A 22,326-nucleotide genomic window follows, 5' to 3' on the forward strand; every position below is an offset into this window, starting at 1 on the left:
CTCAGGGCGCCGCGTCGGCCGTCTTGACCGTGCACATCAGCTCGGCTTCCGCCGCCACCTTGCCGTCCACTTCCGCCACCGCCTTGAACTTCCAGATGCCGCGGATGTAGCGTTCGAACGTCACGTTCAGAATCAGTTGGTCGCCCGGTTCGACCACGCGCTTGAAGCGCGCGCCGTCGATGCCGACGAAGTAGTACAGCGTGTTCTCCGGATCCTTCGGCTGCTCTTCCGCGAAGGTCAGCAGTGCGGCCGCCTGCGCGAGCGCCTCGAGGATCAGCACGCCCGGCATCACCGGCCGCTTCGGGAAATGCCCCTGGAAGAACGGCTCGTTGATCGACACGTTCTTCAGCGCTTTGATTCCTTTGTGCGGCTCGAGTTCGAGCACGCGATCGACGAGCAGAATCGGGTAGCGATGCGGCAGCAGCGTGAGGATCTTGTGGATGTCGAGATTGATTTTTTCAGTGCTCATGATGGTTCGTCTCACGCAGGGGCTGCGCGGTGGTGATGCAAAGGCTGAAGCGGGCCGCCGCGCGGCCCAGTCTGGCAAACCGGGCCGGTTGCGCTGGCCGTGCCCGGTTCGTGGTCTCGCATGATGCGCTCAGGCGTCCGTGCCGCCCTGGGCGGCGAGCGCGGCTTCGAGCACCTTGATGCGCTCGCGCAGCTTGTCGAGGTTGCGCACGAGCGCGGCGCTCTTGTTCCATTCGCCGTGGTCGACGGCCGGAAACGCGCTGGTATAGATGCCGGCCTTCGGCAGCGACTTCGATACGCCCGACTTCGCGGTGATGATGACATAGTCGCCGAGCGTCACGTGGCCGGCGATCCCGGCCGCGCCGCCGATCATGCAGTGGCGGCCGATCGTCGTGCTGCCCGCGATGCCAGCGCTGCCGGCGATCACCGTATAGGCGCCGATCCGGCAGTTGTGGCCGATCTGGACCTGGTTGTCGATCTTCACGCATTCCTCGATGACGGTATCCGCCATCGCGCCGCGATCGATCGTCGTGTTCGCGCCGATTTCGACGTCCGGGCCGATCGTCACGCCGCCGACCTGCGGGATCTTGACCCAGCTGCCGGTGCGCGCGTCGCCGTCGCCGACGAAATCCGGTGCAAAGCCGAAGCCGTCGGAGCCGATCACGGCGCCCGAATGGACGATCGCGCGCGGGCCGACCTTGCAGCCGTGGTACACCGATGCGTTCGGATAGAAGTGCGAACCGGCGCCGATCGTCGTGCCGCGGCCGACGAAGACGTTCGCGTCGAGCTGCACGCCGTCCTCGATCACCGCGCCGGCCTCGACCGTCACGTGCGGGCCGATCACCGCGCTCGCCGCGATCTTCGCGGCCGGATCGATCGTCGCGCTCGGATGCACGCCGGCGGCGCGCTGCGGCGTGGCCAGGTCGATGAACATCTGCGCGACGCGCGCAAAGTACGCGTACGGATTCGGCGTGACGATGAAATTGCGGCCGCTAGCGGCCGCACCCAGCTTCTCCAGATCCTTCGGTGCGATCAGCACCGCGCCTGCCCGGGTCGTCTCGACCTGCGACAGGTACTTCGGATTCGCGAGGAACGCGAGTTGCTGAGGGCCTGCCTGGTCGAGCGGTGCGAGCCCGCCCACCTTGCACTGTGCGTCGCCGGCGATCTCGCCGCCGAACCGCTTTACGAGTTCCTCAAGCGTCAATGCCATTCGTCGTCTGCTCCGTTCAGTTCGTCGAGCCGGACGCGAGCGCCTTGAGCACCTTGTCGGTGATGTCGATGCGCGGGCTGACGTACACGGCTTCCTGCACGATCAGGTCGTAATTCTGCTGCTCGGCGATCTGCTTGATGACCTTGTTCGCCCGCTCCAGCACGGCCGCCAGTTCCTCGTTGCGACGCTGGTTCAGGTCTTCGCGGAACTCGCGCTGCTTGCGCTGGAAGTCGGTATCGAGCTGGGCGAGATCGCGCTGCTTCTGCGCACGATCGGCCGCCGACAGCGACGCGCCGTTCTTGTCCAGCGAATCGGACATCGACTTCAGGCGCGCGCCCAGGTCCTGCAGATCCTTGTCACGCTTCGCGAACTCGGCTTCGAGCTTCGTCTGCGCCGCCTTCGCGGGCACCGACTCGCGCAGGATCCGATCCGAATTGACCGCCGCAATGCGGGCGACGTCCTGTGCGTGCACCGTTGCCGCGCCCAGGGCCAGCGCAACGGTCAGCGCGCACATCACTCGTTTCGAAAACTTACCGGTTAGCAAAATTACCCTCTCATTGCTGTTGTCATGCGTTCGGTCAGAACGCCGTCCCGATCTGGAACTGGAATTTCTGGTACTGGTCGCCTTCGTGCTTCTGCAGCGGGAAACCGAGGCTCAGCTTCAGCGGGCCGATCGGCGAGATCCACGCGAGACCCACACCGTAGCCGTAGCGCAGGCCGTTCGCGCCCGTACTCGTGCCGCCCGGTGCGTTGCCCCACACGTTACCGCCGTCAAGGAACGTGAACACGCGCAGCGTGCGGTCGTAGCCGGTGCCCGGCAGCGGGAACGTCAGTTCGATGTTGCCGACGAGCATCTTCGAACCGCCGATCGGGTCGTTCGTCTTCGTGTCGCGCGGGCCCAGCGAGCTCGGCTCGTAGCCACGCACGGAGCCGATACCGCCCGCGTAGTAGTTCTTGAAGATCGGGTACGGGTTGCCGATACCGTTGCCGTAGCCACCCTGCAGGTTCATGCCCAGGATGAAGCCGCGCGAGAACGAATAGTAGTATTGCGCCTGCAGGTCGGCCTTGTAGTACTGGATCTTGCCGACCGGCACGCCGTACTCCATGTTCGCCTGCGTGAAGTAGCCGCGGCTCGGAATCAGCGCGCTGTCACGCGCGTCGCGCGACCAGGCCACCGTCAGCGGCACCGTGTTCGACACGCGGCCGAACTGGTTCACATAATCCTGGTAGCTCTGCGGCGTGTTCGAATCGACGTCGAGGCGGTTCTGCTCGAAGCCCGCGCCGAAGTAGACGGTGTCGACTTCCGAAAACGGAATGCCGAACTTCAGGTTGCCGCCCGCGCTGATGATCCGGAAGCTCGAGCTCGTCGAATAGTACAGCGGCTGGTACGTACGGTAGTAGACGTCCGTGATCCGCTTGATGCCGTCGACCGTGAAGTACGGGTCGACCTGCGTGACGGTCAGCGTACGGTAGCTCTTCGCGGTGTTGACGTTCACCGACAGGCTGGTACCCGAACCGAACACGTTGTCCTGCGACACGCCGGCCGACAGCACGACCTTGTCCGTCGATGAGAAGCCCGCACCCAGCGTGATGGCGCCGGTCGGCTTTTCGTCGACCTTCACGTTCACGTCGACCTGGTCGTTCGTGCCTTCGACCGGCACCGTCGTCACGTCGACGTTGGTGAAGTAGCCGAGACGGTTGACGCGATCTTTCGACAGCGCGAGGCGGTTCGAATCGAACCACGAGCTTTCGAGCTGGCGCATTTCGCGGCGCACCACTTCGTCGCGCGTGCGCGTGTTGCCGACGACGTTGATGCGGCGCACGTACACGCGGCGGCTCGGATCGACGACGAGGTTCAGGTTCACCTTGTGGTTCGCCTGGTCGATGTCCGGCTGCGCGTTGACGGTCGCGAAGGCGTAGCCGTATTCACCGAGCTTGTCGACGATCGACTTGGTGGTCTGCTGGAGCTTTTCGGCCGAGAAGCGGTCGCCCGGCTTGATCTTGATCAGCTTGGTGAGTTCGGCCTCGCGATCGAGCAGGTTGCCCGACAGCTTGATGCCCGACACCGTGTACGGCTCGCCTTCGTGCAGCGTGACCGTCAGGTACATGTCCTTCTTGTCGGGCGAGATCGACACCTGGGTCGACTCGATGTTGAACTCGAGGTAGCCGCGGTTCAGGTAGTACGAGCGCACGGCCTCGAGGTCGCCGGTGAGCTTTTCCTTCGAGTACAGGTCGTTCTTCGTGTACCAGGAGAACCAGTTCGGCGTCGACAGCTGCATCTCGTCGCGCAGCTTACTCGTGCTGAACGCCTTGTTGCCGATGAAGTTGATCTGGCGGATCTTCGCGCTCGGGCCTTCGGCCACCGCGAACAGGATCGACACGCGGTTCGCATCGACCGGCGTGATCGTCGTCTTGACCTCGGCCGCATAGAAGCCGCGCGTCAGGTACTGGCGCTTGAGCTCCTGCTCCGCCTTGTCGACGAGCGCCTTGTCGTAGTAGCGGCCGTCGGCGAGGCCGACGGCGCGCAGCGCCTTCGTCAGGTTGTCCTTGTCGAATTCCTTCGTGCCGGTGAAGTCGATCGACGCGATGGCCGGACGCTCCTGCACCTGCACGATGACGACGTTGCCTTGCGTCGCGATGCGCACGTCGTTGAAAAAGCCCGTCGCGTACAACGCGCGGATTGCTTCGGATGCCTTGTCGTCCGTGAAGGTATCGCCCTGCTTGATCGGCAGATAGGCGAACACCGAACCCGCTTCGACGCGCTGCAGCCCCTCGATCTTGATGTCTTGCACCACGAACGGTGCCGCTGCATGCGCCGCGAGGCCGTGAGCGGCGAGCGCGGCCGCTGCAACTGTCTTAGGTACAAAGCGATGAGGTTTGAACAACATGCATCCCCAATATTTAGCTGCATCAAATCGGGCGACTGCCGAGCAGCGGCCGCCTGACGCTTCAGAAATGGATTAACCGAGCCAGATCGTTGAACAGCGCGATCGCCGACAATGCGACGATGCAGATCAACCCGGCTCTTTGCAGAATCAGCTGCCAGCGCTCCGAGACGGCTTTCCCGGTCGCGGCTTCAACCGCATAATATAACAGATGCCCCCCGTCCAAAACGGGAATCGGCAACAAGTTCAGGACGCCAAGGCTAATGCTGACAAGGGCGAGGAACGACAGGAACGCCGACGGACCGAGCCGCGCGCTCTTGCCTGCGTAGTCGGCGATCGTCACTGGGCCGGACAGGTTCTTCAGCGATGCGTTGCCCGTGATCATCCGCCCGAACATCTTCAGCGAATACACGGAAATGTCCCACGTGCGGTGCGCGCCGAGCCGCAGGCTCTCGATCGGCCCGTAGCGCACGTCGACGGACGGCGCGTGCATCGACAGCGCCGCGCCGATCCGGCCGACCTGCTGCCCCGATTCGTCGTCGCGCTGCGTCTGCGGCACGATCGACACCGTCTGTGTGGCGCCGTCGCGCTCGATCTGCAGGTCGAGCGCCTGGCCCGCGTGGTGCTTCACCGAATCGATGAAACGCGTTGCGCCGCCGATCGGCTTGCCGCCGAGCGCCACCAGCTTGTCGCCCGCCTTCAGCCCGGCCTGCTCCGCCGCGCTGCCCGGCTGCACGGATGCGACCGACAGCGTGCCGCCGCCGGTCTCGAAGCCCAGATGGGCCATGAAATCGTCGTCGAGCTGGCTATCGGGAACGTTGCGGAGGTCGACGCGGAAATCGAACGTTGCGTTGCCGTCGCGCGCGCCGAGCACGATCTCGCGGTGGTCGAACGCGGCCGACAGCAGCTTCCAGCGCAAGTCCGACCACGACCGCACCGGCTCGGACTCGCCGCCCTGCGCGTTGCGGATCGACACGACCGTCTCGCTGCCGTCGAAGCCCGCGCGGGCCGCCACCGTGCCGGCGGCCGGCGGCGCGACGATCGCGGCCGGCTCGGTCACGCCCGTAGCAAACACGATCGAGAACAGCGCGATTGCCAACAGGAAGTTCGCAATCGGCCCGGCCGCGACAATCGCGATCCGCTTGTAGACGGATTGCCGGTTGAACGCCTGCCCGAGCTCCTCGGGCTGGATGCCGGGGCCCGGATCGCGCTCGTCGAGCATCTTCACGTAGCCGCCGAGCGGCAGCACGGACAGCGTCCACTCGGTGCCGGTCCGGCGGCTGACCCAGCGCGCAATGGGCTGGCCGAAGCCGATCGAGAAACGCAGCACCTTCACGCCGCACCAGCGCGCGACGCGATAGTGTCCGTACTCATGCACGACGACCAGTACCCCGATCGCCACCGCAAACGCGACCAGTTCGACCAGCACGTTCATGAGCACCCCATTCAGACAGTACGCTCCACGCGTGGCGCAGGCGCTTTCGCAATGATCTCGGCGGCGAGGCGGCGTGCCTCGGCATCCGCCGCCAGGACATCGTCGAGCCCGTCGGGCGCGCGGTTCGGCAGTGCGTTGAGCACCGAGTCGACCGTCGCCGCGATCGCCATGAAGCCGATCCGGCGCTCGAGAAATGCTTCGACCGCAACTTCGTTCGCCGCGTTCAATGCGGCGCTCGCGATGCCGCCTTCCTCGAGTGCCTTCAGCGCGAGCGCGAGGCACGGGAAGCGCGCGTAGTCGGGCTTCTCGAATGACAGCTGCGCGATCTGCGCGAGGTCGAGCTGGTCGACGCCCGCGTCGACGCGCTCGGGGAACGCGAGCGCATGCGCGATCGGCGTGCGCATGTCGGGATTGCCGAGCTGCGCGAGCACCGAGCCGTCACGGTACGACACGAGCGAATGGATCACGCTCTGCGGATGGATCAGCACGTCGATGCGATCGCCCGGCAGCCCGAAGATCCAGTGCGCCTCGATCACCTCGAGGCCCTTGTTCATCATCGTCGCCGAATCGACCGAGATCTTGCGGCCCATCACCCAGTTCGGGTGCTTGCACGCTTCGTCCGGCGTCACGTCGACGAGCGTGGCCGGCTCGCGCGTGCGGAACGGACCGCCCGACGCAGTCAGGATGATCTTCGAGATCCCGCCGTGCTCGGCCGCGTCGCGCGGCATGCACTGGAAGATCGCGTTGTGTTCGCTGTCGACCGGCAGCAGGATCGCGCCGTGGTCGCGCACGGCGTCCATGAAGATCGCGCCCGACATCACGAGCGCTTCCTTGTTCGCGAGCAGGATCCGCTTGCCGGCGCGCGCAGCCGCGAGGCTCGGCGCCAGGCCGGCCGCGCCGACGATCGCCGCGACCACCGTATCGCAGCCATCGCTCGTCGACACGTCGACGAGCGCCTGCGGGCCGTACAGCACGGCCGTCTTGCTGCCTGCCGCGCGCAGCTTCGCTTCGACGTGTGCGGCCGTCGCGGCATCGCCGACCACCGCCACTTCGGGCGCGAAGCGCAGACACTGCTCGACGAGCTTGTCGCCGTTGCGGTGCGCAGTCAGCGCGTAGACCGAGAAGCGCTCGGGATGGCGGGCGACCACGTCGAGCGTGCTGTCTCCGATCGAGCCCGTGGAACCGAGCAATGTCAGACGTTTTTGCATAACAGAATTAATGGTTTAACCAAGCAGCAGCATCGCGAGCGGCAGCACCGGCAGCAGCGCGTCGACACGGTCGAGCACGCCGCCGTGGCCCGGCAGCAGTCCGCTCGAATCCTTGACGCCCGCCTGCCGCTTCAGCAGCGACTCGAACAGGTCGCCGATCACGCTGTACGCAACCAGCAGCGTCAGCGCAGCCCACGCGCCGGACATCCCGTAGCGGGCGGCAAATGCAGAAAACAGGGTCGGCTCGAACGCATGCGCGGCCATCGCGGCACCGGCGACGACCATCACCGCCAGCCAGCCGCCGATCGCGCCTTCCCAGCTCTTGCCGGGGCTGATCGTGATGGCCAGTTTACGCTTTCCGAAGGCCTTGCCCGCGAAGTATGCACCGATATCGGCCAGCCAGACGACCAGTAGCAGCGACAGCACGAACGGCACGCCCTGCGCACGCGCCGCGACGAGCGCATGCCAGCAGGCCGCGAACACGATCAGGCCGGCGGCGAGCAGGAACGGCCGCCAGACGCCGCCCGCGAGTTCGGGCTTGCGCCGCAGCGCGAACGGACCGACCAGCAGCCAGAACACGCCGGCTGCCATGAAAAGAGGGCGAGATCCGGCCGCATCGACGCCGAGCGGCGTGGTGGCCGCCAGCGCAAGCGCCGCGACGACCGCATAGACGACCGGGCCGGCGCCGCCGAGCTTCAGCAGGCGCGCCCACTCCCACGCGGCGAACACGAGCACGGCGCCGATCAGCGCGCCGAACGCCGTGAGCGGCGCGAACAGCGTCACCGGCAGCAGCACTGCCAGCATCACGATCGCCGTGATCACACGGGTTTTCAGCATGAAAGGGAGTCGGCGTTTTGCGATTGCGGTTCGAGCTGCGCACTCGTGCGCCCGAAACGGCGCTCGCGCTCGGTATACGACGCCATCGCGTCGGCCAGTGCCGCGCCGTCGAAGTCCGGCCAGTATTTGTCGGTGAAATAGAACTCGGCGTACGCGAGCTGCCACAGCAGAAAGTTGCTGACGCGCTGCTCGCCGCCCGTACGGATGAAGAGATCGGGCTCCGGCGCATAGGCCATCGCCAGGTGCGGCGCGAATGCGTCCTCGGTCACTTCGACCTCGCGACCTTCGCGCACGGCTTGCTCGACGAGCTTCTTCGTCGCCTGCAGGATGTCCCACCGCCCGCCGTAGTTGGCCGCGATGGTGAGCGTCAGGCGCGTATTGCGCGCCGTCTTGGTTTCGGCGCGGCGAATCAGTTCGCGGATGCGCGGCTCGAAACGGTCGAGATCGCCGACGACACGCAGGCGGATCCCGTTTGCATGCAGCTTGCCCACCTCGCGCTCGAGCGCAGTGATGAACAGCCGCATCAGGAACGACACTTCGTCGTTCGGCCGGCGCCAGTTTTCCGAACTGAACGCGAACAGCGTCAGGTATTCGACGCCGGCGCGCGCGCAACCTTCGACCACCGCCCGGACGGCATCGACGCCGCGGGTGTGCCCCGCGACGCGCGGCAAGCGGCGTTCGGTCGCCCAACGGCCGTTGCCGTCCATGATGATCGCGATGTGACGCGGCACGACGCCGACGTCAGGCACGCGAACGGTAGAGCTGGTATAGGTCATGGCCGTTGAGACAGTAATGCGGGAAGAAGGCGGCGCGCGAGGACGGTCGTCAGACCGTCATGATCTCGGCTTCCTTGCTCTGCACGAGCTTGTCGATTTCGGCAACGTGCTTGTCGGTCAGCTTCTGCACGTCGTCGCTCGCACGGCGCTCGTCGTCTTCCGAGATTTCCTTGTCCTTCACGAGCTTCTTGAGCGCTTCGTTCGCGTCGCGGCGCAGGTTGCGGATCGCGACCTTGGCCGTTTCGCCTTCGCTCTTCACGACCTTGGTCAGCTCGCGGCGGCGCTCTTCCGTCAGCGCGGGCATCGGCACGCGGATCAGATCGCCGGACGTTGCCGGGTTCAGGCCGAGATCGGCTTCGCGAATGGCCTTCTCGACCTTTGCGACCATCGGCTTTTCCCACGGCTGCACACCGATCGTCCGTGCGTCGACGAGCGTCATGTTGGCAACCTGCGAGATCGGCACCATCGACCCGTAGTAGTCAACCTGCACGTGATCGAGCATGCCGGTGTGCGCACGGCCCGTACGGATCTTTGCCAGATCGCTCTTGAATGCATCGATCGAGCGCTGCATCTTTTGCTCGACGCCCTTCTTGGTATCAGCGACACTCATTTCAACCTCCGAACCTTCAAACCTTCAAAGAACGCGGGCCCCGCCCGGCGCAGGACATACGCCGCGGCCGATGACCCGCATCCGCGGGAGTTTACACGTGGACGAGCGTACCTTCGTCCTCGCCCAGCACGATGCGCTTGAGCGCGCCCGGCTTGTTGATCGAAAACACGCGAATCGGCAGCTTCTGGTCGCGGCACAGCGCAAAGGCCGTCGCGTCCATCACCTGCAGATTGCGGCTGATCGCCTCGTCGAAAGTGATCGTCGTGTAACGCGTGGCCGACGGATCCTTCTTCGGATCGGCAGAATATACGCCATCGACCTTGGTCGCCTTCAGCACGACCTCGGCGCCCACTTCCGAACCGCGCAGCGCAGCGGCCGTGTCCGTCGTGAAGAACGGGTTGCCCGTACCGGCCGCGAAGATCACGACGCGGCCTTCCTCGAGCTGGCGGATCGCGCGGGGCCGGATGTACGGCTCGACGACCTGGTCCATGCGCAGCGCGGACTGCACGCGCGCCTCGATGCCGGCGTGGCGCATCGCGTCCTGCAGCGCCAGCGCGTTCATCATCGTCGCGAGCATCCCCATGTAGTCGGCCGTCGCGCGGTCCATGCCGGCCGCGCCACCCGCGACACCGCGGAAAATATTACCGCCACCGATCACGACCGCGAGCTGCGTACCGAGACGCACGACTTCGGCAATATCGGCCACCATCCGTTCGATCGTCGCGCGATTGATGCCGAAGGCATCGTCGCCCATCAGCGCTTCGCCGGAGAGTTTGAGAAGGACGCGTTTATAGGCATTGGACATAGGGGCTTCCGAGCGACGAGAGGATGACAACCACGAACTGTAGGGGCGAAATACTGATTCGGGCAAGCGCCGACGACCGGACCGGGGTTCCCGGCCGGCCGGCAGCGCCGCCGGCCGCGGCGGAGCGGACGCCCGCCGCGGATACTGCCTGACTGCTTACTGCTGCTTTGCTGCTGCGACTTGCGCGGCCACTTCGGCGGCGAAGTCGTCCTGGCGCTTCTCGATGCCTTCGCCGACGACGAACAGCGAGAACTTCTGCACGGCGGAATCCGCCGCCTTCAGCATCTGCTCGATCGTCTGCTTGTCGTTCTTCACGAACGTCTGGTTCAGCAGCGACACTTCCTTCAGGTACTTCTGGACGCTACCGTCGACCATCTTCGCGACGATTTCAGCCGGCTTGCCCGATTCCGCAGCCTTCTGCTCGGCCACGCGGCGTTCCGTCTCGATCAGTTCTGCCGGCACGTCGGCCGACGACAGCGCGACCGGCTTCATTGCCGCGATGTGCATCGCGACGTCCTTGCCGACCTGCTCTTCCGCGCCCGTGTACTCGACGATCACGCCGATACGCGCGCCGTGCAGGTACGTTGCGATCTTGTTCGCGGTTTCGAAACGGACGAAACGGCGGATCGAGACGTTCTCGCCGATCTTGCCGATCAGTGCCAGGCGCACTGCGTCGACCGTCGAGCCTTCGAGCGGCAGCGCCGACAGCGCAGCCACGTCGGCCGGGTTTTGCGTCGCGACGAGTTCTGCAACCGTCTTCGAGAATGCGAGGAAGTCGTCGTTCTTCGCGACGAAGTCGGTTTCGCAGTTCAGTTCGACCAGCGCGCCTGCATTGCCGCCGACGAACGATGCGACGACGCCTTCAGCCGTCACGCGCGATGCCGCCTTGCTCGCCTTGTTGCCGAGCTTGACGCGCAGCAGCTCTTCAGCCTTGGCCAGATCGCCGTCGGCTTCCGTCAGCGCCTTCTTGCACTCCATCATCGGTGCGTCGGTCTTTGCGCGCAGTTCTGCCACCATGCTTGCGGTAATTGCCGCCATCATTCGCTCCTTGAGTCTGTATTCACAACGCCGCCCGCTTGGACGCGAACGGCCGAGATTCGTTTCCGGACCCGCGCCGATTCGGCGCGATCAGGTCCGGCGCACAAGCTTAAAAAAAGGGGGCCTGTTGAGAGCCCCCTTTTTGCGCCGGCTCGGGGCCAGTTACGCGTTTTCCTCGACGTACTCGTCGTCGCCGCGTGCGGCCTGGACCACTTCGTTGACCGCATTCGCACGGCCTTCGAGGATCGCGTCGGCCACGCCTTCGGCGTACAGCGCGACTGCCTTGCTCGAGTCGTCGTTACCCGGGATCACGTAATCCACACCTTCCGGCGAGTGGTTCGTATCGACCACGGCGATGACCGGCACGCCCAGCTTGTTCGCTTCCGTGACGGCAATCTTGTGGTAGCCGACGTCGACGACGAAGATTGCGTCCGGAATGCCGCCCATGTCCTTCACGCCGCCGATCGACTTCTGCAGCTTGGCGATTTCGCGTTCGAACAGCAGCGCTTCCTTCTTGCTCATCTTCTCGAGCTCGCCTGCCTCGACTGCCGCTTCCATGTCCTTCAGGCGCTTGATCGATACCTTCAGCGTCTTGAAGTTGGTCATCATGCCGCCGAGCCAGCGTGCGTTGACGAACGGCATGCCTGCGCGCTGCGCTTCCTGGGCGATCGTGTCACGCGATTGACGCTTCGTGCCGACGAACAGGATCGTGCCGCGGTTCGCTGCCAGCTGGCGCACGTACTTCTGTGCGTCCGTGAACATCGGCAGCGTCTTTTCGAGGTTGATGATGTGAATCTTGTTGCGGTGACCGAAAATGAACGGAGCCATCTTCGGGTTCCAGAAGCGCGTCTGGTGACCGAAGTGGACACCTGCTTCCAGCATTTGGCGCATCGTAACTGCCATGTAAATTCTCCACGAGGGTTGGGTCTTAAGCCGGCCGCCGTACCGCCGCGCGAACCCGCCCCGAAGGGCACCGATTCCACGCGGCCGGCACCCTGGTTGCGCCGGCTTGCGATTCGGCACGTGCAAAACGCCCGTGCCGTAAGCCTTTCATCGCCATGCCGCCCCAAGATGGGGCAAATTCGGCATTTGGATATCGACTTAGCCAAAGAGTATAGCACGCCGATTTGTCCGCTCTCAAGTCGCTCACCACTTTCGCTAGCCGTGCGGCAGCCGGCCGGACAATCCGCGAAAACCCGCATCCGCGCGGCCGGCAGGGGCTGCGAGGCCCGCCATAAGGTGCGATAATCCGTCAATTCACCGCATTCCAGGCATACCTCGATGGCTATTACGCTCAAAAACGAACACGATATCGCGGAGATGCGCGTCGCCTGCCGTCTCGCCAGCGAAGTGCTCGACTTCATCACGCCGCACGTCGTCGCGGGCATCACGACCGCCGAACTCGATCGCCGCTGTCATGAATTCATGCTCAACGAACAGGGCACGATCCCGGCGCCGCTGAACTACCAGCCGCCCGGCTATCCGCCGTACCCGAAGGCCACCTGCATTTCGGTCAACGACGTGATCTGCCACGGCATTCCCGGCGAGAAGGTGATCAAGAACGGCGATGCGCTGAACATCGACATCACCGTGATCAAGAACGGCTACTTCGGCGACACCAGCCGGATGTTCATCGTCGGCGAAGGCTCGATCCTCGCGAAGCGTCTCGTGCAGACCACCTACGAATGCATGTGGCTCGGCATCGACCAGGTCAAGCCCGGCGCGCACCTCGGCGACATCGGCTACGCGATCCAGAAGCACGCGGAAGCGCAGGGCTACAGCGTCGTGCGCGAATACTGCGGCCACGGCATCGGCACGGTGTTCCACGAGGATCCGCAGGTCGTCCACTACGGCCGTCCGGGCACCGGCATCGAGCTGAAGGCCGGGATGATCTTCACGATCGAGCCGATGATCAACGCCGGCAAGCGCGACATCCGCACGATGCCCGACCAGTGGACGGTCAAGACGCGCGACCGCAGCCTGTCCGCGCAGTGGGAGCACACGGTGCTCGTCACCGAGACCGGCTACGACGTGCTGACCGTGTCGGCCGGCACGCCGGCGCGCCCCGTGTTCGCGCAACCGGCCGCCGCCGTCTGAGCGCCGTCGCGCCAGCCCGCCCCACCCGCACCTGAACGGCCGCCCATGAGCGCTCACGCCGCCCCCTCGCCCGACGCGCTGTCGCGGCGCGCCGAATTCAAGGCCGCCAAGACGGAGATGCTCGAGCGCTTTCGCCGCGCGACGAACGTCGCGTCGCTGATGCACGCGCTGTCGAAACTCACCGACGATGCGCTCAAGCGCGTGTGGGACGACTGCGGGCTGCCCGCGACGCTCGCGCTCGTCGCCGTCGGCGGCTACGGGCGCGGCGAGCTCGCGCCCTATTCCGACGTCGACATCCTCGTGCTGCTGCCCGACGCGCACGATCCGGCGCTCGACGCATGCATCGAGCGCTTCATCGGGATGGCGTGGGATCTCGGTCTCGAGATCGGCAGCAGCGTGCGCACGGTCGCGCAGTGCATCGAGGAGGCGTCGCAGGACGTCACGGTGCAGACCTCGCTGCTGGAAGCGCGCCGCATCGTCGGCAGCACCGCGCTGTTCGAGCGTTTCACGGTGCACTACCACGAGGCGCTCGACGCCCGCGCGTTCTTCACCGCGAAGGTGCTCGAGATGCGCCAGCGCCACGCGAAGTTCCAGGACACGCCGTACAGCCTCGAACCGAACGTGAAGGAAAGCCCCGGCGGGCTGCGCGACCTGCAGACGATCCTGTGGATCGCACGCGCGGCGGGCTTCGGCAGCAGCTGGCGCGAACTCGATACGCGCGGCCTCATCACCGATCGCGAAGCACGCGAACTGCGCCGCAACGAAGGATTCCTGAAGACGCTGCGCGCGCGCCTGCACGTGATCGCCGGCCGCCGCCAGGACATGCTCGTGTTCGACCTGCAGACGCAGGCCGCCGAGAGCTTCGGCTACCAGCCGACGCAGGCCAAGCGCGCGAGCGAGCAGCTGATGCGCCGCTACTACTGGGCCGCGAAAGCCGTCACGCAGCTCGCGACGATCCTGATCCAGAACATCGAGGCGCAACTCTTCCCCGCAACGAGCGGCATCACGCGCGTGCTGTCGCCCGACCGCTTCGTCGAAAAGCAGGGCATGCTCGAGATCGTCGACGACGGCGTGTTCGAGCGCCATCCCGACGCGATCCTCGAAGCGTTCCTGTTGTACGAGACGACCCGCGGCGTGAAGGGCCTGTCCGCCCGCACGCTGCGCGCGCTGTACAACTCGCGCGAAATCATGAACAACGCGTGGCGTCGCGATCCGCAGAACCGCGACACGTTCATGCAGATCCTGCAGCAGCCCGAAGGCATCACGCACGCGTTCCGGCTGATGAACCAGACGAGCGTGCTCGGCCGCTATCTGCTGAACTTCCGCCGCATCGTCGGCCAGATGCAGCACGACCTGTATCACGTGTACACGGTCGACCAGCACATCCTGATGGTGTTGCGCAACATCCGCCGCTTCGCGGTGGCCGAGCATGCGCACGAATACCCGTTCTGCAGCCAGCTGATCGGCAACTTCGAGCGCCCGTGGGTGCTGTATGTCGCGGCGCTGTTCCACGACATCGCGAAGGGCCGCGGCGGCGACCATTCGACCCTCGGGATGGCCGATGCGCGACGCTTCTGCCGCGAGCACGGCATCGTCGGCGACGACGCGTCGCTGATCGTATGGCTCGTCCAGCATCACCTGACGATGAGCCAGGTCGCGCAGAAGCAGGACACGAGCGACCCCGAAGTCATCAAGCGCTTCGCCGAAGTCGTCGGCAACGAACGCTACCTCACCGCGCTGTACCTGCTGACCGTCGCCGATATCCGCGGCACGAGTCCGAAGGTGTGGAACACGTGGAAGGGCAAGCTGCTCGAGGACCTGTACCGCATCACGCTCGCGGTGCTCGGCGGCGCGAACCCCGACGCGCATTCGGAGCTGAAGTCGCGGCAGGAACAGGCGCTCGCGCTGCTGCGCCTCGAGACCGTCCCCGACGATGCGCACCGCGCGCTGTGGGATCAGCTCGACGTCGGCTTCTTCCTGCGTCACGATGCGGCCGACATTGCATGGCAGACGCGCGTGCTGTACCGGCACGTGAACGCCGAAACCGCGATCGTCCGCGCGCGGCCGTCGCCGATCGGTGACGCGCTGCAGGTGCTCGTGTACGTGAAGGACCGCCCCGACCTGTTCGCGGGCATCTGCGCATATTTCGACCGCAACGGGCTGTCGGTGCTCGATGCACGCGTCAGCACGACGCGGCACGGCTATGCGCTCGACAACTTCATCGTCACGCAGACCGAACGCGACGTGCGGTACCGCGACATCGCGAATCTCGTCGAACAGCAGCTCGCGACGCGGCTCGCCGAAACCGCCCCGCTGCCGGAGCCGTCCAAGGGCCGCCTGTCGAGGCTGTCCCGAACGTTTCCGATCACGCCGCGCGTCGACCTGCGGGCCGACGAGCGCGGCCAGTACTACATCCTGTCCGTGTCGGCCAACGACCGGCCGGGCCTTCTCTATTCGATCGCGCGCGTACTCGCCGAGCATCAGATCGGCGTCCATGCGGCGCGGATCAACACGCTCGGCGAACGCGTCGAGGACATCTTCCTGCTCGCGGGTGCCGGCCTGTCCGACAACCGCCTGCAGATCCAGCTCGAAACCGAATTGCTGCGTGCGATCGCAGTCTGAATGAATTCAAGCGTTTATGCGCACCAAACTAACCGTCAAGAATCCGAAGCCGGCGTCGCCGACCCGCGCCCCTGTCCGCTCCGGCAGCCTCGTCGCCCGCAAGGCGGTGCGTCCCGCTACGCCGCCGGCAGGCGACAAGCCGGCGCGTCCGAAAAAGGCCGCCCCGGCCGCCGCCGGCGAACGCTCGTTCAAGCCGCGCGGGGCCGCAGGCGCCGAGCGCCCGGGCGCGGATCGCGCACCGGCCAAGCGCGCGCCGCGTGACGGCGGTGCCGAACGCAGTCCGCGCGCGCCGTATCGCGACAACGCAGGCGGTGAAGGCGCGAAGCGCAGCTTCGGCGACCGCCGCACGTCGTCGGATCGCCCGCCGCGCCGTGATGACGATTCACGTCCGCGCCGCGCAGGTGGCGAAGGCGGTGCACGTGCGCCGTATCGCGACAACGCATCCGGCGAAGGCGCGAAGCGCAGTTTCGGCGATCGACGCACGTCGTCGGATCGCCCGCCGCGCCGAGATGACGATTCACGTCCGCGCCGCGCAGGTGGCGAAGGCGGTGCACGTGCGCCGTATCGCGACAACGCATCCGGCGAAGGCGCGAAGCGCAGCTTCGGCGATCGCCGCACGTCGTCCGATCGTCCGCCGCGCCGTGACGACGATGCACGTCCGCGCCGCGCAGGTGGCGAAGGCGGCCCGCGCGCGCCCTATCGCGACAATGCATCCGGCGAAGGCGCGAAGCGCAGCTTCGGCGACCGCCGCACGCCGTCCGATCGCCCGCCGCGCCGTGACGACGATGCACGTCCGCGCCGCGCAGGTGGCGAAGGCGGCCCGCGCGCGCCCTATCGCGACAACGCATCCGGCGAAGGCGCAAAACGCAGCTTCGGCGACCGCCGCACGTCGTCCGATCGCCCGCCGCGCCGCGACGACGATTCACGTCCGCGCCGCGCAGCTGGCGAAGGCGGTGCACGCGCGCCGTATCGCGACAACGCATCCGGCGAAGGCGCAAAACGCAGCTTCGGCGACCGCCGCACGTCGTCCGATCGCCCGCCGCGCCGTGATGACGATGCACGTCCGCGCCGCGCAGCTGGCGAAGGCGGTGCACGCGCGCCGTATCGCGACAACGCATCCGGCGAAGGCGCAAAACGCAGCTTCGGCGACCGCCGCACGTCGTCCGATCGCCCGCCGCGTCGTGATGACGATTCCCGTCCGCGCCGCGCAGGCGCCGACGAAGGCAAGCGCCCGTCCTACCGCGACAAGGCAGCCGGCGAAGGCGCGAAGCGCAGCTTCGGCGACCGCCCGGCCCGCCCCGCACGCGACGGCGAGCGCCGCTCGTTCGGCGCGGTCAAGACCGCGCAACCGGTCAAGCGCGTTTCTGCCGACGTCGACTACGGCGACGAAACGGGCCTGATGCGCCTGTCGAAGCGGATGTCCGAGCTCGGCATGTGCTCGCGCCGCGAAGCCGACGAATGGATCGAAAAGGGCTGGGTGCTCGTCGACGGCGAACGCATCGACACGCTCGGCACCAAGGTCCGCGCCGACCAGAAAATCGAGATCGACGAGCGCGCGAGCGCCGCGCAGGCCGCGCAGGTGACGATCCTGCTGCACAAGCCGGTCGGCTATGTGTCGGGTCAGGCGGAAGACGGCTACGAGCCGGCGGCCGTCCTGATCACGCGCGCGAACCGCTGGAGCGGCGATCATTCGCCGGTGCGCTTCTCGCCGCAGCACCTGCATGCGCTCGCACCGGCCGGCCGGCTCGACATCGACTCCACCGGCCTGCTCGTGCTGACGCAGAACGGCGTGATCGCGAAGCAGCTGATCGGCGAGCAATCGGACATCGACAAGGAATACCTGGTGCGCGTGCGCTTCGGCGAGCAGCTGATCGACATCGACCAGCACTTCCCGGCGGAATCGCTCGCGAAGCTGCGTCACGGCCTCGAACTCGACGGCGTCGCGCTGAAGCCCGCGCTGGTGAGCTGGCAGAACGGCGAGCAGCTTCGCTTCGTGCTGCGCGAAGGCAAGAAACGCCAGATCCGCCGCATGTGCGAACTGGTCGGCCTCGACGTGATCGGCCTGAAGCGCGTGCGGATGGGCCGCGTGATGCTCGGCGCGCTGCCGCAAGGCCAATGGCGCTATCTGTCGGCCGACGAGACGTTCTGACCGCAGGCGAGCCATGTGCGCCATGCAATGAAAAAGCCCGCGCAAGCGGGCTTTTTTCTTGTCTGCCGGAAGCCGGGCGATCAGTCGTCGCCGGTCGGGTCGAGCCCCGGGAACAGCACTTCGGTGAAGCCGAAACGCGTGAAGTCGGTGATCCGCATCGGATACAGCTTGCCGATCAGGTGATCGTATTCGTGCTGGACCACGCGCGCGTGGAACCCGTCGGCGACGCGGTCGATCTTCTCGCCGAATTGGTCGAAGCCGCTGTAGCGCACCTTCGCATAGCGGCTGACGACGCCGCGCATGCCCGGCACCGACAGGCAGCCTTCCCAGCCCTCTTCCATGTCCGGCGGCATGTACTCGACCTTCGGATTGATCAGCACCGTCTCGGGCACCGGCGGCGCATCCGGGTAGCGGTTGTTGTTGCCGAAGCCGAAGATGATGATCTGCAGCCCGATGCCGATCTGCGGCGCGGCCAGCCCGGCGCCGTTCGCATGGTGCATCGTCTCGAACATGTCCGCGACGATCTCGTGCAGTTCGGGGGTATCGAACCGCTCGACCGGCTTGGCGATTTCGAGCAGGCGCGGATCGCCCATCTTCAGGATCTCGCGAATCATGGCGTATTGCCCTCCAGGAGTTGGTGCAGACCGTCTTCGTCCAGCACGGGGATGCCGAGTTCCTCGGCCTTCACGAGCTTGCTGCCGGCTTCGGCGCCCGCGACCACGTAATCCGTCTTCTTCGATACCGAACCCGCAACTTTCGCGCCCGCCGCTTCGAGCATCTCCTTCGCGGCATCGCGCGTGAGCGTCGGCAGCGTGCCCGTCAGCACGACCGTCTTGCCGGCCAGCACGCCCTGCGGCGCCCTCGGCGCGGGCGGCCCTTCCGGCCACGTGACCTTGCCCGGCGCGCGCAGCTGCTCGATCACGGTCCGGTTGTGCTCTTCCGCGAAGAACTGGTGAAGCGACTCGGCGACGATCGGCCCGACGTCGTTGACTTCGAGCAGCGCCTCGAGCGACGCGTCCATGATCGGCGTCAGCGAGCCGAAGTGCTTCGCGAGATCCTTCGCGGTCGATTCACCGACATGGCGGATGCCGAGCCCGTAGATGAAGCGCGCGAGCGTCGTGTGCTTCGCCTTCTCGAGCGAATCGAGCAGATTCTGGGCGGACTTCTCGGCAAAGCGGTCGAGCTCGGCCAGCGTCGCGAAACCGAGATTGAACAGGTCGGCCGGCGTGCGCACGAGATTCAGCTCGACGAGCTGGTCGATGATCTTCTCGCCGAGCCCGTCGATGTCGAGCGCGCGGCGCTGCGCGAAGTGCCACAGCGCCTGCTTGCGCTGCGCCGGGCAAAACAGGCCGCCCGTACAGCGCGCGATCGCCTCGTCCGGCAGACGCTCGATCTTCGAGCCGCACACCGGGCATTCGGTCGGCATCACGAATTCCGCCGCATCGGCCGGACGCCGGTCGAGCAGCGCGCCGACGACCTCCGGAATCACGTCGCCCGCGCGGCGCACGATCACGGTGTCGCCGATCCGGATGTCCTTGCGGCGCACTTCGTCCTCGTTGTGCAACGTCGCGTTGGTGACGGTCGCGCCGCCGACGAACACGGGCTCGAGACGCGCGACCGGCGTGATCGCACCGGTGCGGCCGACCTGCACGTCGATCGCGACGAGCTTCGTCAGCGCTTCCTGTGCGGGGAACTTGTGCGCGAGCGCGAAGCGCGGCGCGCGCGACACGAAACCGAGGCGCTCCTGCTCGTCGCGCCGGTTGACCTTGTAGACGACGCCGTCGATGTCGTACGGCAGCGATTCGCGCTTCTCGCCGACGTTGCGGAAGAAGTCGAGCAGGCCTTCGGCGCCCTGCACGACCGCACGTTCGCGGTTCACCGGCAGGCCGAGCGACTCGTACCAGTCGAGCAGCGCGCTGTGCGTGTCGGGCATCGGCATCCCGTCGAGCACGCCGATCCCGTACGCGAAGAACGACAACGGACGCTGCGCGGTGATCTTCGAGTCGAGCTGGCGCAGGCTGCCGGCCGCCGCATTGCGCGGGTTCGCGAATTCACGCTGCTCGGCCGCGCGCTGGCGTTCGTTCAGGCGTGCGAAATCGCGCTTGAACATCAGCACCTCGCCGCGCACGTCGAGCACGGCCGGCACGTTCTTGCCCTTCAGCTTCAGCGGAATCGAGCGGATCGTGCGCACGTTCTCTGTCACATCCTCGCCCGTCGTCCCGTCGCCACGCGTCGATGCCTGCACGAACACGCCCTGCTCGTAGCGCAGCGAGATCGCGAGCCCGTCGAACTTCAGTTCGCATGCGTATTCGACAGGCTCGGTCACCGAGCCGGCGAGATCCGTCGTCTTGTCGAGCGCATCGGCGATGCGCTTGTCGAACGCGACGATGTCTTCGTCGGCGAAACCGTTGTTCAGCGACAGCATCGGTGCATCGTGGACGACCGGCGTGAAGCCGCCTGCCGCTTCACCGCCCACGCGTTGCGTCGGCGAATCGGGCGTCACGAGTTCGGGATGATCGGTTTCGAGCTGCTGCAGCTCGCGGAACAGCCGGTCGTATTCGGCATCGGGCAGATCCGGCTGGTCGAGCACATAGTAGGCGTAGTTCGCCCGCTCGAGTTGGTCGCGCAGCCACGCGGCGCGCGCGTCGGGCTGGCTGGCTGGCGGTTCGGCTTGGGTTCGGGCCATGCTGGCGGCAGAGTCGTTCTGAAAAATCGGATGCCCGATTATCTCAGTTTGACGCCGCGGCGGGGCGTGCAATGCAAGCCCGATGCGCGTGTTGCAGCGCACACGAAGCGGTGTGCGCTGCCATGACGGACAGCGACGCCGAAGCCCGCCGTCCGCGCCATCGCGTTACTGGCTGAAGAGGCGGCGCGTGACCGGCGAACCGGCCGGGATACCCGCTTCTTCGAGCTTCGCATACAGCTTCATCAGCTGCTGCTCGATCGCGAGCAGCGTCGATTCCGGCAGCGGCCGGCGCGAATCGTCGACGACGCGCGCGCCGATGCGTTCGGACAGCGACTTCGCGTAATCGCACATCAGCCGGAACGGCAGGATGTCCTCTTCGGCGACCGGTACGTCGAGCACCAGCGTGATCATGTTGCCGCCCTTGTACGTGAGGTCGTCACGCAGGAAGTTCGTATCGCCGAATTGCAGCATGAACACCGGGTTCTGCTTCGCGTCGAGCTTCACGAAACGCGTGCCGTCGCGCGACAGCAGCAGCCCGTCCTGCGATGCGACCGCCTGCACGTAGTTCGCCGACCACGGCGCGCCGTCCGACATCACGTTGATCGACAGCTGCGCGTCGCACTGCGCGGCGAACGCGTCGAGCTCGCGCGCCATCGCGACGGTTTCCATCATGTCCGGGAATTCCGGTGCGCCGTCGATCGCGTCGGCGAACTGCTGGACCCCCGTCACGAACTCGGAGAATTCGAGTTCGTTCAGCGCGCCGCTGCGGTTCGCGAGCTGGGCTGCCGCGCGCAGTTCTTCGTAGCGCACGCCGTTCTGCAACAGCTCCCACTGGCCGCCTTCCGGCTTGCCTTCGATGTGCACGGGCTTGCTGCCCGCGCGGCGCAGCCGCTGCGCGGCCGGCAGGATCTTGTCGCCCGGCAGCGGCCCGGCGAGGCGGATCGGCACGATGCAGTCGATCCGGCGGTCGACGATCGCCGGCGGCGCCGACGAGATCGTCGTCGCGGCAGGCAGCACGGGTTCGGTCGGCTCGGCCGCGCCGGCCGGCGCTTCGTGCGCGGCGGCAGGCACGGCGTCTTCACCGGCAGCCGGCTCGGTCACTTCGGACTGCGTGTCCGCGCCCGTTGCCTCGGCCTGCAGATCGGCCGGCATGTCGGCCGGTGCCGCACCACCGAACGTCGGCTCGACGCGCGCGACTTCAGCCGTCGCAGCGGCGGCGGCCGCGACCGGTGCCGCGGGCTCGCGGCGCACCGGCTGACGCACCGGTTCGATGAACGGCAACTCGTCATCGCGCTCGGGGCGATTCATCGCCTCGGCCGCTTCCTCCGGCATCGGGCGCGGCATCCTGCGCCGCACTTTCGCACCCTGCCACGCGTTGTAGACCACGACGCCGCCCACCACGACAGCGCCCGCGCCGATCAAACCGAGTGTCAACTCGTCCATGCACGCTCCATCAGCAATTCTTTTTCGTCGGGACCGCGAACGGGCGCCTCATGCGCC

General features: G+C 66.4%; 18 protein-coding genes. 3 read left to right on the forward strand and 15 right to left on the reverse strand.

The features are described 5' to 3' along the window. Position 1: 1 nt before the first annotated feature. From fabZ to rpsB, 12 genes are all read right to left on the reverse strand, one after another. A complete protein-coding gene (gene fabZ / locus ACWMMN_RS10440) occupies positions 2–469 on the reverse strand; it encodes a 3-hydroxyacyl-ACP dehydratase FabZ (RefSeq protein WP_006495559.1) in 468 nt (155 codons plus the stop codon). Positions 470–598: 129 nt separating this feature from the next. After that, entirely contained in the window at positions 599–1,678 is a 1,080-nt protein-coding gene (gene lpxD / locus ACWMMN_RS10445) for a UDP-3-O-(3-hydroxymyristoyl)glucosamine N-acyltransferase (RefSeq protein WP_486422645.1), read from the reverse strand. 16 nt (positions 1,679–1,694) lie between these two features. Then, positions 1,695–2,192 carry an OmpH/Skp family outer membrane protein gene (locus tag ACWMMN_RS10450; protein ID WP_059233856.1) on the reverse strand — a complete coding sequence of 166 codons (498 nt, stop codon included), beginning with the start codon at positions 2,190–2,192 and terminating at the stop codon, positions 1,695–1,697. 64 nt (positions 2,193–2,256) lie between these two features. Further along, positions 2,257–4,566 (reverse strand): outer membrane protein assembly factor BamA, encoded by a 2,310-nt coding sequence (gene bamA, locus ACWMMN_RS10455; protein ID WP_059233855.1) that lies wholly within the window; start codon positions 4,564–4,566, stop codon positions 2,257–2,259. 61 nt (positions 4,567–4,627) lie between these two features. Further along, positions 4,628–5,998 carry an RIP metalloprotease RseP gene (gene rseP / locus ACWMMN_RS10460; RefSeq protein WP_174993035.1) on the reverse strand — a complete coding sequence of 457 codons (1,371 nt, stop codon included), beginning with the start codon at positions 5,996–5,998 and terminating at the stop codon, positions 4,628–4,630. A gap of 11 nt (positions 5,999–6,009) precedes the next feature. Further along, complete coding sequence (locus ACWMMN_RS10465; protein ID WP_059233853.1) at positions 6,010–7,206, reverse strand: 1-deoxy-D-xylulose-5-phosphate reductoisomerase; 1,197 nt, start codon at positions 7,204–7,206, stop codon at positions 6,010–6,012. Between the two features lie 15 nt (positions 7,207–7,221). After that, entirely contained in the window at positions 7,222–8,043 is an 822-nt protein-coding gene (locus ACWMMN_RS10470; protein WP_059233852.1) for a phosphatidate cytidylyltransferase, read from the reverse strand. Continuing rightward, positions 8,037–8,819, reverse strand: a complete 783-nt coding sequence (uppS, locus tag ACWMMN_RS10475; protein WP_006478494.1) for a polyprenyl diphosphate synthase — start codon at positions 8,817–8,819, stop codon at positions 8,037–8,039. Before uppS ends, ACWMMN_RS10470 begins: the two co-directional genes overlap by 7 nt. Before the next feature lie 49 nt (positions 8,820–8,868). After that, on the reverse strand, positions 8,869–9,429 hold the full coding sequence (frr, locus tag ACWMMN_RS10480; RefSeq protein ID WP_048248629.1) for a ribosome recycling factor: 561 nt from the start codon (positions 9,427–9,429) through the stop codon (positions 8,869–8,871). Between the two features lie 91 nt (positions 9,430–9,520). Then, positions 9,521–10,234 (reverse strand): UMP kinase, encoded by a 714-nt coding sequence (gene pyrH / locus ACWMMN_RS10485; RefSeq protein WP_011352459.1) that lies wholly within the window; start codon positions 10,232–10,234, stop codon positions 9,521–9,523. A gap of 156 nt (positions 10,235–10,390) precedes the next feature. Further along, entirely contained in the window at positions 10,391–11,272 is an 882-nt protein-coding gene (tsf, locus tag ACWMMN_RS10490; RefSeq protein WP_043190814.1) for a translation elongation factor Ts, read from the reverse strand. Between the two features lie 162 nt (positions 11,273–11,434). Then, positions 11,435–12,175: a 30S ribosomal protein S2 gene (gene rpsB, locus ACWMMN_RS10495; RefSeq protein ID WP_006752149.1), complete on the reverse strand. Its 741-nt coding sequence runs from the start codon at positions 12,173–12,175 to the stop codon at positions 11,435–11,437. 378 nt (positions 12,176–12,553) lie between these two features. Here rpsB and map point away from each other — a divergent pair, with 378 nt between their 5' ends. Genes map through ACWMMN_RS10510 form a run of 3 tightly spaced genes read left to right on the forward strand, consistent with a single transcriptional unit; the run spans position 12,554 to position 18,140 of the window. Then, positions 12,554–13,369, forward strand: a complete 816-nt coding sequence (gene map / locus ACWMMN_RS10500; RefSeq protein ID WP_486422646.1) for a type I methionyl aminopeptidase — start codon at positions 12,554–12,556, stop codon at positions 13,367–13,369. A gap of 45 nt (positions 13,370–13,414) precedes the next feature. Beyond that, entirely contained in the window at positions 13,415–15,991 is a 2,577-nt protein-coding gene (locus ACWMMN_RS10505) for a [protein-PII] uridylyltransferase (RefSeq protein WP_059233850.1), read from the forward strand. A 16-nt stretch (positions 15,992–16,007) separates the two neighbouring features. Next, positions 16,008–18,140 (forward strand): pseudouridine synthase, encoded by a 2,133-nt coding sequence (locus ACWMMN_RS10510; RefSeq protein WP_486422647.1) that lies wholly within the window; start codon positions 16,008–16,010, stop codon positions 18,138–18,140. An 80-nt stretch (positions 18,141–18,220) separates the two neighbouring features. Here the strand turns inward: ACWMMN_RS10510 and def are convergent, their stop codons facing one another. The 3 genes from def to ACWMMN_RS10525 all read right to left on the reverse strand — a co-directional run bounded on the left by def (position 18,221) and on the right by ACWMMN_RS10525 (position 22,269). Continuing rightward, a complete protein-coding gene (def, locus tag ACWMMN_RS10515) occupies positions 18,221–18,754 on the reverse strand; it encodes a peptide deformylase (protein WP_059233849.1) in 534 nt (177 codons plus the stop codon). Further along, positions 18,751–20,826 carry an NAD-dependent DNA ligase LigA gene (gene ligA / locus ACWMMN_RS10520; RefSeq protein WP_059233848.1) on the reverse strand — a complete coding sequence of 692 codons (2,076 nt, stop codon included), beginning with the start codon at positions 20,824–20,826 and terminating at the stop codon, positions 18,751–18,753. The genes def and ligA overlap by 4 nt, the downstream gene beginning before the upstream one ends. Before the next feature lie 165 nt (positions 20,827–20,991). Next, positions 20,992–22,269 (reverse strand): cell division protein ZipA C-terminal FtsZ-binding domain-containing protein, encoded by a 1,278-nt coding sequence (locus tag ACWMMN_RS10525; RefSeq protein WP_256085027.1) that lies wholly within the window; start codon positions 22,267–22,269, stop codon positions 20,992–20,994. Between the last annotated feature and the right edge of the window lie 57 nt (positions 22,270–22,326).

The organism is Burkholderia cepacia complex sp. TUM26381 (assembly GCF_057439935.1).

What these genes read in the sequence shown, in the direction of transcription:
- ACWMMN_RS10525 (WP_256085027.1), bottom strand. Translation starts at nt 22,269, where the DNA reads ATGGACGAGTTGACACTCGGTTTGATCGGCGCGGGCGCTGTCGTGGTG.
- ACWMMN_RS10505 (WP_059233850.1), top strand. Translation starts at nt 13,415, where the DNA reads ATGAGCGCTCACGCCGCCCCCTCGCCCGACGCGCTGTCGCGGCGCGCC.
- rseP (WP_174993035.1), bottom strand. Translation starts at nt 5,998, where the DNA reads ATGAACGTGCTGGTCGAACTGGTCGCGTTTGCGGTGGCGATCGGGGTA.
- def (WP_059233849.1), bottom strand. Translation starts at nt 18,754, where the DNA reads ATGATTCGCGAGATCCTGAAGATGGGCGATCCGCGCCTGCTCGAAATC.
- lpxD (WP_486422645.1), bottom strand. Translation starts at nt 1,678, where the DNA reads ATGGCATTGACGCTTGAGGAACTCGTAAAGCGGTTCGGCGGCGAGATC.
- fabZ (WP_006495559.1), bottom strand. Translation starts at nt 469, where the DNA reads ATGAGCACTGAAAAAATCAATCTCGACATCCACAAGATCCTCACGCTG.
- pyrH (WP_011352459.1), bottom strand. Translation starts at nt 10,234, where the DNA reads ATGTCCAATGCCTATAAACGCGTCCTTCTCAAACTCTCCGGCGAAGCG.
- ACWMMN_RS10465 (WP_059233853.1), bottom strand. Translation starts at nt 7,206, where the DNA reads ATGCAAAAACGTCTGACATTGCTCGGTTCCACGGGCTCGATCGGAGAC.
- ACWMMN_RS10470 (WP_059233852.1), bottom strand. Translation starts at nt 8,043, where the DNA reads ATGCTGAAAACCCGTGTGATCACGGCGATCGTGATGCTGGCAGTGCTG.
- map (WP_486422646.1), top strand. Translation starts at nt 12,554, where the DNA reads ATGGCTATTACGCTCAAAAACGAACACGATATCGCGGAGATGCGCGTC.
- ACWMMN_RS10510 (WP_486422647.1), top strand. Translation starts at nt 16,008, where the DNA reads ATGCGCACCAAACTAACCGTCAAGAATCCGAAGCCGGCGTCGCCGACC.
- tsf (WP_043190814.1), bottom strand. Translation starts at nt 11,272, where the DNA reads ATGGCGGCAATTACCGCAAGCATGGTGGCAGAACTGCGCGCAAAGACC.
- rpsB (WP_006752149.1), bottom strand. Translation starts at nt 12,175, where the DNA reads ATGGCAGTTACGATGCGCCAAATGCTGGAAGCAGGTGTCCACTTCGGT.
- frr (WP_048248629.1), bottom strand. Translation starts at nt 9,429, where the DNA reads ATGAGTGTCGCTGATACCAAGAAGGGCGTCGAGCAAAAGATGCAGCGC.
- bamA (WP_059233855.1), bottom strand. Translation starts at nt 4,566, where the DNA reads ATGTTGTTCAAACCTCATCGCTTTGTACCTAAGACAGTTGCAGCGGCC.
- uppS (WP_006478494.1), bottom strand. Translation starts at nt 8,819, where the DNA reads ATGACCTATACCAGCTCTACCGTTCGCGTGCCTGACGTCGGCGTCGTG.
- ligA (WP_059233848.1), bottom strand. Translation starts at nt 20,826, where the DNA reads ATGGCCCGAACCCAAGCCGAACCGCCAGCCAGCCAGCCCGACGCGCGC.
- ACWMMN_RS10450 (WP_059233856.1), bottom strand. Translation starts at nt 2,192, where the DNA reads ATGTGCGCGCTGACCGTTGCGCTGGCCCTGGGCGCGGCAACGGTGCAC.